The organism is Desulfogranum japonicum DSM 18378 (genome assembly GCF_000429945.1).
In the GTDB taxonomy this organism is placed as follows: domain Bacteria; phylum Desulfobacterota; class Desulfobulbia; order Desulfobulbales; family Desulfobulbaceae; genus Desulfogranum; species Desulfogranum japonicum.
Genome location: NZ_AUCV01000008.1, coordinates 1 through 12,104, shown reverse-complemented (window position 1 = coordinate 12,104; position 12,104 = coordinate 1). Strand labels below are relative to the sequence as shown.

12 protein-coding genes are annotated in these 12,104 nt (G+C 47.4%); 3 read left to right on the top strand and 9 right to left on the bottom strand.

What is annotated here, in order from left to right:
- Positions 1–159: 159 nt before the first annotated feature.
- The 8 genes from ruvB to recN all read right to left on the bottom strand — a co-directional run bounded on the left by ruvB (position 160) and on the right by recN (position 8,262).
- Positions 160–1,206: a Holliday junction branch migration DNA helicase RuvB gene (gene ruvB / locus G493_RS0106655; protein ID WP_028579749.1), complete on the bottom strand. Its 1,047-nt coding sequence runs from the start codon at positions 1,204–1,206 to the stop codon at positions 160–162.
- A gap of 36 nt (positions 1,207–1,242) precedes the next feature.
- Positions 1,243–1,869 (bottom strand): Holliday junction branch migration protein RuvA, encoded by a 627-nt coding sequence (gene ruvA / locus G493_RS0106650; RefSeq protein WP_028579748.1) that lies wholly within the window; start codon positions 1,867–1,869, stop codon positions 1,243–1,245.
- 21 nt (positions 1,870–1,890) lie between these two features.
- The gene (gene ruvC, locus G493_RS0106645) at positions 1,891–2,379 is read right to left on the bottom strand and encodes a crossover junction endodeoxyribonuclease RuvC (RefSeq protein WP_028579747.1); all 489 of its coding nucleotides are present in this window, start codon (positions 2,377–2,379) and stop codon (positions 1,891–1,893) included.
- Between the two features lie 23 nt (positions 2,380–2,402).
- Entirely contained in the window at positions 2,403–3,152 is a 750-nt protein-coding gene (locus G493_RS0106640) for a YebC/PmpR family DNA-binding transcriptional regulator (protein ID WP_028579746.1), read from the bottom strand.
- Positions 3,153–3,388: 236 nt separating this feature from the next.
- Positions 3,389–4,000 (bottom strand): SAM-dependent methyltransferase, encoded by a 612-nt coding sequence (locus G493_RS0106635; protein WP_028579745.1) that lies wholly within the window; start codon positions 3,998–4,000, stop codon positions 3,389–3,391.
- Between the two features lie 30 nt (positions 4,001–4,030).
- Positions 4,031–5,539, bottom strand: coding sequence for an HDIG domain-containing metalloprotein (locus G493_RS0106630; protein ID WP_051309079.1), 1,509 nt, complete (start codon positions 5,537–5,539; stop codon positions 4,031–4,033).
- Positions 5,524–6,570, bottom strand: a complete 1,047-nt coding sequence (locus G493_RS28155; RefSeq protein WP_035273859.1) for a DUF814 domain-containing protein — start codon at positions 6,568–6,570, stop codon at positions 5,524–5,526. Before G493_RS28155 ends, G493_RS0106630 begins: the two co-directional genes overlap by 16 nt.
- A 3-nt stretch (positions 6,571–6,573) precedes the next feature.
- Complete coding sequence (gene recN / locus G493_RS0106620) at positions 6,574–8,262, bottom strand: DNA repair protein RecN (RefSeq protein ID WP_028579743.1); 1,689 nt, start codon at positions 8,260–8,262, stop codon at positions 6,574–6,576.
- A gap of 114 nt (positions 8,263–8,376) precedes the next feature.
- Between recN and G493_RS0106615 the strand changes: the two genes are divergently transcribed.
- The 3 genes from G493_RS0106615 (at position 8,377) to G493_RS28150 (ending at position 11,245) form a co-directional block, all read left to right on the top strand.
- Positions 8,377–8,892, top strand: a complete 516-nt coding sequence (locus G493_RS0106615; protein WP_153306446.1) for a metal-dependent transcriptional regulator — start codon at positions 8,377–8,379, stop codon at positions 8,890–8,892.
- Positions 8,893–9,105: 213 nt separating this feature from the next.
- Positions 9,106–10,326 (top strand): type II secretion system inner membrane protein GspF, encoded by a 1,221-nt coding sequence (gene gspF / locus G493_RS0106610; protein WP_028579741.1) that lies wholly within the window; start codon positions 9,106–9,108, stop codon positions 10,324–10,326.
- A 154-nt stretch (positions 10,327–10,480) separates the two neighbouring features.
- Positions 10,481–11,245 (top strand): hypothetical protein, encoded by a 765-nt coding sequence (locus G493_RS28150; protein WP_051309078.1) that lies wholly within the window; start codon positions 10,481–10,483, stop codon positions 11,243–11,245.
- A 171-nt stretch (positions 11,246–11,416) separates the two neighbouring features.
- On the opposite strand, the gene G493_RS28145 is transcribed toward G493_RS28150, so the two are convergent.
- Positions 11,417–12,104: IS91 family transposase (locus tag G493_RS28145; RefSeq protein WP_035273858.1), on the bottom strand; the 688-nt coding region annotated here is incomplete at its 5' end.

Sequence of the window (12,104 nt, the reverse complement as noted above, 5' to 3'; positions counted from 1 at the left end):
GGGGAGTAAGGTGGGGAGAAAAGTAAAAAAACGTTACATTTTATCTGGCAGGCAAAGCAGTCTATACAAACAGACACCTTGTTCTTGTTCTATTTGCTTTACCAGATTTTAATCTCAGAAATGTTGTTGCTCTGCAACATGATAACCAAAGAACCGGGACTAAAACAACCTCGCCTGAGGTCCTTCATTGGTGGGTACCGGCAGGTTAAGATGGGTGTAGGCTAATTCCGTTGCCATTCTTCCCCTTGGTGTCCTGACAAGGAAGCCTGACTGGATAAGAAAAGGCTCATATACGTCTTCAAGGGTGTTCTTCTCTTCACAGACTGCCGTTGCCAGTGTCTCAAGCCCGATTGGCCCTCCGCTGAATTTCTGCGTTAAAGTAACAAGAATGCGTCGATCCATTTCGTCAAGACCGTACTGATCAACGTTCAGCATATTCAGAGCCGCGTCTGCCACATCGCCGGTAATGACATCATGCCCGCCGACCTGGGAAAAATCCCTCACCCTCCGCAACAACCTATTGGCAATACGAGGCGTGCCTCGAGATCTCCGGCCAAGTTCATAAGCTCCTTCATCATCAATGCCGATATCAAACAACTTGGCTGAACGTCGCACTATGGTTTTCAACTCTTCAGCTGAATAATAATCTAGTCGCAGCAACACTCCAAATCTGTCCCGCAGCGGAGGCGTCAATAATCCGGTTCTGGTGGTGGCACCCACCAAGGTAAACCTCGGCAAATCCACCTTTACAGATCTTGCGCCTGGTCCCTGCCCTACAATCAGATCGAGTTGATAGTCTTCCATGGCCGGATAAAGAATCTCCTCGACCACATGATTCAGACGATGGATTTCATCGATAAATAAAACATCTCCAGCCTGCAGACTTGTCAAAATAGCGGCAAGATCCCCAGGCCGCTCGATAACCGGCCCGCTTGTCACTTTAATGCCAGCCCCCATTTCATGGGCGATTATATAGGCTAGAGTTGTCTTTCCCAAACCGGGAAAGCCGTGAAAAAGTACGTGATCAAGGGGTTCGCCACGCAAGCGTGCAGCCTGAATAAAAATCCCCAGACTCTCTTTAACCTTATCCTGGCCAATATACTGGGCCAACTGTTTAGGACGAAGATCAACACCGGATGCCCGGTCTTCCTGTTGAAGCTCACTGGTCACCAGTCGTTTACCGGTAAGCTGTTCCTCAAAATTCATGGTTGCTTCCAAACATATTGCCACTCAACCTGATCATCATTGCTGTGCCAGGCCCTGAAGGCTTAAACGAATAAGTTCTTCAACACTCACGGCATCCCCTTCCTGGCAATTTTGGTTGTATACCCGCCGTAATGCCTGCCAGGCAATGTTCTGGTGATACCCAAGATTTACAAGCGCTGACACCGCATCATGCATAACTGCACTTTCATTTGTGCCACTAACAGGGGTTGCCTGCACACTGCCGGAGTCTTCCACCTGCAAACCGCCAATTTTTTCACCTAACTCCATACACAACCGCTGGGCGGTTTTCTTGCCTACGCCTGGCAAGGCAGTCAGGCGGCTGTAGTCTTTCAGCATTATGGCATCACGCAGTTCCTTGCCGTTGAGCCCGGAGAGAATAGCCAGTCCAAGCTTGGGCCCTATGCCGGAAACCCCGACAAGCAGCAGAAACAGCTGCTTTTCTTCAATATACTCAAATCCAAAAAGGGTGATGGAGTCTTCACGTACATTGGTATACACGTGAAGAAAAGCTTCTTCCTCAATAGCAGGAAGGCTATCATAGGTACGGCTGGAAATGGCCAATTCATAGCCCACACCTGCCACGTCCAGAATCACGGCCCCTGGTGTTTTATATCGGACAATACCGGTTAGTGTTGCAATCATAGACAGGATATAACTCCCTGTTTATAAGGAGCATAATTTCATAAATGAGCAATGCTGCGCATGACATATTGCTATGGCTAAGGCATCTGCAGCATCCTGACTCGGAAAAGTATTAAGTTCCAACAGAGTCGTGACCATATGCTGCACCTGCTTTTTATCGGCCTGCCCGTACCCGGTGACGGTCTGTTTCACTGTACGGGCAGTATAATGATGCACCTGTATATCGTTTTCCATGGCAGCTACGATGGCTGCGCCCCGTGCGTGACCCAGTTTAAGGGCACTGCGCACATTGCGGTCTACAAACACTTCCTCTATGGCTGCAACTTCAGGCGCATGTGTTTCTATCACTTTGGCAAGACTTGAAAAGATAATCCAAAGTCGGCGGGAAAAGTCCTCTTCATGGGTTGTGCGTATGGTTCCGCATGAAACAAATCCCAAATCTGTTCCGGAACAATCCACAATACCATATCCGGTAACCCGAGAACCGGGGTCCACGCCAAGTATCCGCATGGTCTCCCTGTTACCTTGAGTGATCAGGAGAGAGCTTCCATCAGCTCATCAGGTATATCGAAATTGGCGTGCACTTTCTGTACATCGTCATGGTCTTCCAAATTTTCCAGGAGTTTCAGTAATGCTTTGGCAGGCTTTTCTTCAGTAACTTCCACAACATTTTTAGGGATCATGGTTATGGTTGCCTCAGAGCAGGTAATATTGCTCTTTTCTAAAGAGTCGACCACCTCGCTAAAATCCTCCGGTGCGGTGATAACCTGAAAAGCTTCCCCGTCATCAACCACATCCTCTGCGCCAGCCTCCAGCGCCAGATCCATGAGTTCTTCCTCATCAATCCCTTCTTTATCAACAAGCATGGTACCCTTATTGTCAAACATCCAGGCTACGCAACCTGATTCACCAAGGTTACCACCACTTTTGGAAAAATAATGGCGAACATCAGCAACTGTCCTGTTTTTATTATCGGTCATGGTTTCCACAAGAACCGCCACGCCGCCCGGACCGTAACCTTCGTACAAAATTTCTTCATATACTGCGCCATCCAAATCTCCTGTGCCCTTTTTGATAGCGCGATCAATATTATCCTTGGGCATGTTTTCGGCTTTGGCCGCAGTTACGGCACTTCGCAGCCGTGGATTACCATCCGGGTCTCCGCCTCCCATTTTCGCAGCGATGGTAATTTCCTTGATCAGCTTGGTGAAAATCTTCCCTCGCTTGGCATCGTTGGCCCCTTTTTTACGTTTGATTGTGCTCCATTTCGAATGTCCTGACACAGCCGATTCCCTCTACTTGTTATATCGTGTTATTCTTTTGCCAGGGAAAGACTCCCTGATATATGTATCTGGTTGCGTTCATCCCGGCGTTAGTTAGTGCCTGTCCATAAATGGTCTTTTCACCTATTTTTCTCGTCATACTCAAAATTTTATCCTCGAAATATCAATCATATATCTGCGGAAAAATTTATCACTGGCCCTAAACATAAGCAAAAATCCTCATTTATGGACAGACACTATATATGCTTTCTTACAGGTATAAAATTGCGTCCTAAAATAAAGACTTCACGACTCTCCTGTCGTGAACTTTTAGGCTTAACCACCTTGATAGTCTTAAAATATGGCTTACACTCCTCCACTAAAGCCGGAAAGTCCTCCCCCTGAAAGACTTTGCAATACATTGTTCCATTTTCATGCAACAGTTCCTGGGCAAGCTCCAGTACACGGCGGACAAGCCTGAGAGAGTGTTGATGATCAGCATACTGACTTCCAGTGGTTCGTGGCGCCATATCACTAAGCACCACGTGAAACCCTGGCCACTGTTTTTTCAACAGTGCGGGTAGATCATCTGCATAGACATCATAACAGAGCCAATGAATTTCAGCATTGGGTTTTTGAGTGGGGATATCTGTGGCCTGCAGGTCAACACCCACGACCGTCCCTTTTTCTCCTGCTATCGATGCTGCATAAAGACTCCAACTTCCAGGATGGCAGCCGAAGTCTATAATACGCTGTCCTTTTTTTAGAAACTTATATTTTTGTTGCGCTTCTTCCAGTTTATAGACAGATCTGGCCGGATAGTTATCCTTTTTGGCCTTTTTAAAATAGAAATCCTGATATTTACGCATGTTTTGCCAAATTGAATATAGAGGCGTTATTCACCCTTGGGCAAGTGAGCTTGCCAGGATTAATGCCTCTTCTTTTGTCTGTATAGCCCCCTCAATCTGCGCATCCTGGATTGCAGCCAGAATAGTCTTAAATACAGGCCCCGGCTGTAGCTTCAACACATCGATCAAATCGTGTCCATCTACCAAGGGAGGTGCCTGCAGCACAGGAGCTACATTTTCACGTTGTACCTGAAGTATACGCTCGAGCACGGCTTCCAATTCCTTTTCGAGGGTCAGAGGCCGCTTGTCGCCCTTGCCAGCAGTAGTATCTGCCAGAGCAAGGAGAAACAAACCTGGCAATAATCCCTGCGCTTTACGTATCAATCGTGTACATGCCCGAATGGTCAATTCCTTCTCTCTGGCAACATTGCCCAGGTGAAACGGCCGCATGTGCAATCCTATGAGATGCTTCACATGCGTCCGATCTGCGGTGCTCATGCGAAGTCTTTCAGCAATTTCGGAAAAAACACGCATGCCCTGCTGATCATGGTCATAAAAGGTAATTTTGCCATCACGGCTCTCATCAATGGCATGGGTAACCGGTTTTCCAACATCATGAAACAAAGCTGCCCACTTTAACAACACCCTGTGATTCTTTTCAGCCAGCCAGTTATCCACCTCTATATAACTTTTGCTGAAACCGTAACAAGGATCTGATAATAATTCTTCCAAGCAGCGTAATGCCTCCAGACTATGCTCAAACACGTCCAGATGATGACTTGCAGGCTGCTGCATCCCCACACCTTTCTTCAGTTCCGGAAAAAGCCTCCACAACATACCGGAATCTGCCATCCTTCCTATGACGGCAGCGCTATTCGAAGACTCCAAAACCATCCGGAACTCATAATATATTCTCTCAGGGGCAGAACGGGTAATTTCCCTGCAAAATTCTCCAATCCATCTGCTGGTCAGTTCGTCAATGTCAAAGCCCAAAACAGCACTGAATCGATACGCCCGAAGCATCCGCAGAGGGTCACTGTGTAAAATCTGCTGCTCTGCGCAACGGATTGTCTGTGTCTGCAGATCGTTCATTCCTGCACAGGGATCAAGAAGAGTTAACGAGGTATCATCCGCAACAGCCTCGCGTTGTAAAAACGGAGTAATCTGCACTGCCATTGCATTAATAGTAAGGTCTCTTTTCCTGAGATCCTGCTCAATAGTGACAGCTCCCTCACGAAAAGAAGAAAAATCTATCACCTGTTCTTGAAAAACAACACGGGCAGCATCTTCATCTCCAAGCGGCACATAGGCTCCGCCGATTGCATCGGCAAGACCTCTGGCCCAGTCGTGACTTTTTTCAGGAACAACCAGATCAACATCATGCGGATGTCGTCCCAGCACTAAATCACGAACTGTACCTCCGGCAAGATAGAGTTCTGCCTGCATGCGTCTCTGTAAAACACGCAACTCTGAACGTAACCACTCAGGCAACACAGAACCGACATCGCCAGCAGTCGGAACACGACAGTCACCGATAGGATGCCTTATGTGATTTGCCATGAGCTGACGACCTCCTCGTCAAGCGGCTCGAAACTGCGGCATACCATTGAGTCATCCTTTTCAACGCAAACCTCTGCTGCAACATGTACACCGGCAACTTTCTTGGCATATCTGACAACAATCCCGGCTGCATACTGCAACACATTTTCGCGTTCGTCCGGCAACACTGTTTCTTCAGCACTGCGAAGCAACGCCGTTGGACCGGGATGATTTTCCATGCTCAGGAGCCAGTCTCCTTTTTTTTGCAGGGAGCGTATCAGCTCATTTTCGCGTTCATTACGTCCAACCACCAACCAGTATTTTCCACCAATCTGAAACTGCCTGCCCACAAGCAACAGACGAACATCTTCCACTGATAAATCCTCATCAGAGAGAATAATGTCACCATTATACAGAGCTTTGATACGTGCTCCCAGATTCCGGTCGGTCAAGATACATCCGCCGGCAGGATTGGGATAATCTGTAATCCCATAGCGAGCAGCCAATTCTATCTGGGGCTTCCGACCTCTTCCAGCGAAACGGTGCAGTCCGGCACGATCTACCAGTCCTTTTTCTTCCATTGGTGTCGGAGGCAAAAGCAAAGCGGAAAGGGGACGTAACAACAGGCCACTACAGCCAGAATCCCGTTCAATAACGCGCATGGTGTCTCGACGTTGGGACATGGGGCGCTGTCCAACCACTTCACCTGTTATCAAAAAAGATGCATTATACGTTGCCATAAGTTCACGAGCCGTACGCAGCATCATAATTTTACAATCAATACACGGATTGAAATTTTTACCAAACCCGTGTTCAGGGTTATGCAGCAATTGCAGGTAGCCCTGACTCAGATCAATCACTTCAACCTGTAGTTCATACTTTTCCTGCATCTCCTTCTGATACTTTTCTTTGCACCCCAGAAGGTAATTATCAAAAAACGGGGTAACAAATTTCAACCCGATAACCCTGATCCCCTGTTCCGCAACTGTTCGGCAGGCGAGGATTGAATCCAATCCGCCTGAAAACAATCCCAGTGCTATAACATCTTTCACAAACTACTCCGTACCTCCTTTTCTGTTTACCAGCTCTTGGGCATATGCCAGTGTCTGTTGCGTAGGTTGCTGACCTCCCAACATTCGTGCCAGTTCAGCAACCCTTTCCTCATGGGCAAGCCTGTGAACCACTGTTCTGGTACGCCCGTCTTCAACTATCTTTTCGATCTTAAAATGCATGTCAGCCCCTGCCGCAATTTGCGGCAGATGGGTGATACACACTACCTGATGATGGCTTGCCAGTTCACCTATTTTTCTGGCCACAGCTTCTGCCGCTTCACCACTTATCCCTGCATCAATCTCATCAAAAATCACGGTCTCCACTTTATCCCTTTTGGCAAGAATGCATTTCATGGCCAGCATGAGACGGGATAATTCACCTCCAGAGGCAATTTTAGCCAGTGATTTTGGTGGCTCACCGGGATTTGCTGAAAAGAGAAAGGCCAGCGTATCCCTTCCTGTTGATTGAAAGCCTTCAAGCCCCAACCCTTCCGGCTGAGAAAGATCAACCTCAAAAACAGCCTGATTAAAACTGAGAGAACCAAGTTCCTTCTCCATGGCTGCTTTCAGCCGCATGGCAACTTCCCGCCGCGCAGCAGAAAGCTCGGTAGCTTTAAGCAATGCCTCTGTGCTGACCTCTTCCAGCCTCTGCTCCAGGTGCGCTATTGCAGCCTCAAGTCCCTCAAGTTCTTCAAGTTCCTTGCGAAGAGACTCAGCTTTGGCCAATACATCCTCAAGAGTGGGACCGTGTTTGCGTTCCAACTGTTTGATCTGTGCCAAACGCTCAGCGATCTGCTCCAGTCGATTCTGGTCTTTTGGTATTGATTCCAAGTACCTGGCAAGATCCTGTTCAATATCGCTCACTTCATAACAGGCTGAAATAATACGTTCAGAAAGGGGTGCGGCTTCCTTATCCAGCGCTCCCACCTGTTCCATATCTTTTCTGATTTCAGAAAGGGCATCTATAATATTGACGGCAAAGAGATGCCAGGCATTTTGTGCATGTTCTGCCAAAAGACTGGACACCTTCATACGTTCTTTTTCCTGATGCAACTGTTCATCTTCTCCTGGAATCAGATGAGCATTTTCTATTTCTTCCAGTTGAAAACCAAGAAATTCCTTATGTTGCTCCTTTCCATGCTCTTTATCCAACAACTGGCGCAATTCGCTGGAAAATTTCTGCCATTTTGCAAACAATTGGCTAAACTGCATACGTAGGGGCCAGAGATCACCGTAGCTATCCAGAAAATCAAGTTGATGACGATTGCTGAGCAGTTGTTGATTATCATGCTGGCTGGCGATATTGACCAGCCCAGCGGCCAAATTTCCAGCAGCGCGGGAAGTGACCTGTCCGTCATTAACGTATAATCGGCTTCTCCCCTGGCTGCTGATAACCCTACGAACCAGGCAGCTGGTTCCGTCACGGAGGCTGAGCTCTTCAAGAATCTCAAAAACGTCGTTATTTTGAGGATGAATATCAAACACAGCCTCAATTTCCGCCTGCTCGCTCCCGTTACGGACCCAGCTGGCAGAACTGCGCCCACCACCAAGCAGATGTACAGCCTGCAATATTATTGATTTGCCAGCCCCGGTTTCCCCTGTCAGGACAATAAGACCAGCCTCCTGTTCCGAAAGGTCCAGATGCAGGCTGTCAATGAGGGCCAGATTATTCACGCGAAGTTCGTTTAACATTATCTCAATGAAAAAAGGCAGTTATTTTATAAACCTATATAATTCTTGACGCTCCTGGGAACACACAGTATCTTCCAAAGATTACATACTGATTATATATGACTTGGAGGTATTGTGTCTACCACACCGCAACTGAGCGCCAGTTTAGAAGATTACATAGAAGCCATCTATCACATTATTGAAGACAAACAGGTCGCCAGAGGTAAAGACATTTCCGCACGACTGCAGGTGAGTGGCCCTTCTGTCACCGAAGCTCTTCGAGCCCTTTCCAAGAAAGGACTGATCAACTATGCCCCCTATGAAGTCATCACAATGACGGACCAGGGACGCCTGGTGGCCGAAGATGTAATAAGGCGGCATAATGCGCTTAAACAATTTTTTACCAACGTGCTGGCCATTGATAACGAAATCGCCGAAGAAGGCGCATGCAAAATAGAACACACAGCACCACGAGAGATTATAAACAGAATGATCCAGTTTATCAAATTTCTTGAGGTCTGTCCTCGAGGCGGCGAAGACCTGATCCAGGGGTTTGCCGATTTCTGTGAAAAAGGGGAGACCAAGCACAGCTGTCGTAAATGCGTTGCCCAGTGCATGCCTGCCCAGGATTCAGAGCCCCACTCCAACTGAATCTACCCTCCATGCTACCTTCCATATGTTCCGCCACTCTATGAACGATTTCTCACGCAACAGGCGCTTGCCATTGCTTTCCAGAATAAAACCGGGCTATAATAGCATATCATATTGAAGGTGCAATGGACATGTCACGATACCATATCTTTTACCGGCACTGAAAACATTTAGTCCTGCCAACTCACAGTCTCATTTTACCAGGTTGCTCCCATGCCCGTTTTTGAGTACACAGCCCTAGATAGCTCTGGGAAAAAATGTAAAGGCATTTTGGATGCGGATTCACTCTCAGCTGCCCGCCAGAAAATTCGCAGCCAGGGAAGCTACCCGGTATCAATTAAGCAGGCCTCAACCAGAAAAAAACAACAAGGTTCTATTTTATCACGGCAAATAGGCAGAGGGGTCAAGCATGAAGAGATCAACATCGCTACCCGGCAACTGGCCACCCTGCTTGGAGCCGGCATCCCCTTGATACCTTCCCTGGACGGTCTGATTCAACAGACCAATAACGCTGTCCTGAAAAAAAGTATTGCCCAGATAAAGGATGCTGTCAATGAGGGTAACTCCTTAACGGCTGCTCTGGAAGAGCATCCCCGGCTGTTCTCCAGTATTTACATTAACATGGTTCGAGCAGGCGAAGCGTCGGGATCCCTGGATGTTGTGCTGGAACAGTTGGCTGAATTCAATGAAAACCAGCAGGCTTTGCGTTCAAGAATCAAGGCAGCGCTGACCTACCCGTTTATCATGGCCATAATATGCCTGCTTGTTCTCACCGGGCTGCTCGTTTTTATCGTACCCAGTATTACATCGGTCTTTGAAGAATCCCAGCACGCCCTTCCCTTGCCGACAATAGTACTGCTTGCCATCAGCGACTTTGTCAAACAATACTGGTGGCTATTGACCGGCATGTTCATCGGCTCCGGAATTGGCTTGCGGGCATACATCCGCCATCCAAAGGGTAAAAGAAAATGGGACAGCCTGAAACTTACCTCTCCGCCGTTCAATGACCTCAATCAAAAAATTGCTTCTGCCCGTCTCGGCAGGACTCTCTCCAGCCTCTTGACAGCAGGGGTGCCGCTGACCATCTCGCTAAAAATTGTGCGCAGCATCGTAAACAATGTCATGCTCGCGGAGACCATCGATGAAGCCAGTGAGGAGTTGGAAAAAGGGCATAGTTTGTCACAATTTTTTAAAGGTAACAGATATCTGCCCCCCATGCTGGTTCAAATGATAGGTGTTGGGGAGCAAAGTGGTTCACTGGACAAGATGCTGGCCAAGGCGGCCGATGCTTACGAAAAAGAAGTGGAATCGAAAATTCTGGCACTGACCTCGCTCATAGAGCCTATCATGATCCTGTTCATGGGAATAGTGGTTCTGTTTGTTGTGGTCTCCATCCTTTTACCTATTTTTGAAATGAACCAGTTAATCAAATAGCAAGCCTGCCCCCAGAATAAGCACACATAAGCTGTTAGTTCTACGCTCCATTGAAAACAAACGTTTTCCCTATAGGGCATCACCACTTATGGTTCCCGCAGAGATATAGAACCACTTACGATTTCAACATATCAAACGATAGGGAGTGTTCATATTGCTCAATATAGTAGTCATTCTCATAGTGCTCCTCCTTGGAGGATATCTGATATTTTCAAAGTACCTGGCTAACTCTGAATCCTGGAAAGCTACAATAACGCCCCTTTCTTCCATCATGGGTAGTGGTTTTCTTGTCAGTGCCCCCTTGCTGGCGGGTGTTGTGGGTGACCTTGCCGTAATCTGCATGGCGGTTCTCCTCACCTTTGCCTATGGAATAGGAAGCGCTATTCGCTTCAATATCAAGCATTTTGAGCCCATCGAAAATAACGACTTAGGTGCAGTACAAGGCATAGCCTTCGCATCACGCCTGGTGCTGTCAGGAGCCTATTTTATTTCTGTAATTTACTATATTCAACTTTTATCTGCGTTTGTTTTAAACGCACTTGGCATCCACAGCGTGTTAGGGGGACACATTTTAACCACCTCCATCCTATTGGTGATATGTGGTTTTGGAATCTGGCGCGGTTTGGCTGAACTGGAGGTACTTGAAAAATATACGATCAGTCTGAATCTAGCTATGATAGGAGCACTTCTTATCGCTTTAGCCACCTACAATGTTAAGCTTCTGGTAGCTGGATCATGGCAGATGCCAGCAATCTCCTCAGACATTACTACCCAAGATGTCAGAATTTTGCTCGGACTACTCATCATAGTGCAAGGATTCGAAACATCCAGGTATCTTGAACGAATAAGGATAGATTGTGTGAGTGAGGAACGAACGAACCACAATCTTATCCGTGGTTGGACAAGCCCGTCTCTATAAGGAAATATATATTTTTCAGGTATGTTCAGATTGCGCTGCCAGGGCAGCAGCGCTGAACGGTGGGCGCAAAAATCCATTCGCCTGACCAGGCGTTAAAAAAAAACACGATGTCCATAATCAATGGAAGCCTCTCTGCTATTGTTGACTGTGAAGCGGTGCCTCGATTACCATTTAGCCAGGTTGACGGTAATCATTTCTGAATCTCAGGATGCGCATCGGTCTGTTGCAATGCGGACATGCAAACACCGGTCGTGGCCGTGGCGGTTGCGGCCTGATAATGACATGCAGGATAAGTTGAACCAACAGGCGAATCTTTTTTGCGTTCCCATGGAGAAAGCCATAGTCGCGCACCCTCCTGAATCCGCTGGGCAAGACATGTTTCAACAGAAGATACACAAACTCTTCCCCTTTAAGTGTTTTTTCCTGCATTGCGCCAGTGGCGCTGTCACGATACCTGAACGTAACTTCGCCGTTGCAGTTGGAAATGATATTCTTTTCGCTGATCACACTCCGATACAGATATCTCGACAGGTATTTTAATGCCGGTGCACCTGTGCCCATATGCTCACAGTGAACAACCCATTTTTGAGGAACATTGCATGTGATCCGCAAACCAGCATCCTTGGCTCCAGCCAGGAATTTCCCCCGAAAGACTTTGGCCAGGGCAAAGCCGTTAAACAAATACTTCTTTTTCACCTTTTTCCAGATGCGACTTTGCTGATCGATGCCACCGCCAGGTACAAGTACATGGATATGTGGATGGTACTCCAATCTTCTGGAATGGGTATGCAGTACCATGGTCATGCCGATCTCGGCCCCAAGATGTTTTTTGTTGCGTGCGAAGGTGCGCAAAACATCT

What these genes read in the sequence shown, in the direction of transcription:
- ruvB (WP_028579749.1), bottom strand. Translation starts at nt 1,206, where the DNA reads ATGAATTTTGAGGAACAGCTTACCGGTAAACGACTGGTGACCAGTGAG.
- ruvA (WP_028579748.1), bottom strand. Translation starts at nt 1,869, where the DNA reads ATGATTGCAACACTAACCGGTATTGTCCGATATAAAACACCAGGGGCC.
- ruvC (WP_028579747.1), bottom strand. Translation starts at nt 2,379, where the DNA reads ATGCGGATACTTGGCGTGGACCCCGGTTCTCGGGTTACCGGATATGGT.
- G493_RS0106635 (WP_028579745.1), bottom strand. Translation starts at nt 4,000, where the DNA reads ATGCGTAAATATCAGGATTTCTATTTTAAAAAGGCCAAAAAGGATAAC.
- G493_RS0106630 (WP_051309079.1), bottom strand. Translation starts at nt 5,539, where the DNA reads ATGGCAAATCACATAAGGCATCCTATCGGTGACTGTCGTGTTCCGACT.
- recN (WP_028579743.1), bottom strand. Translation starts at nt 8,262, where the DNA reads ATGTTAAACGAACTTCGCGTGAATAATCTGGCCCTCATTGACAGCCTG.
- gspF (WP_028579741.1), top strand. Translation starts at nt 9,106, where the DNA reads ATGCCCGTTTTTGAGTACACAGCCCTAGATAGCTCTGGGAAAAAATGT.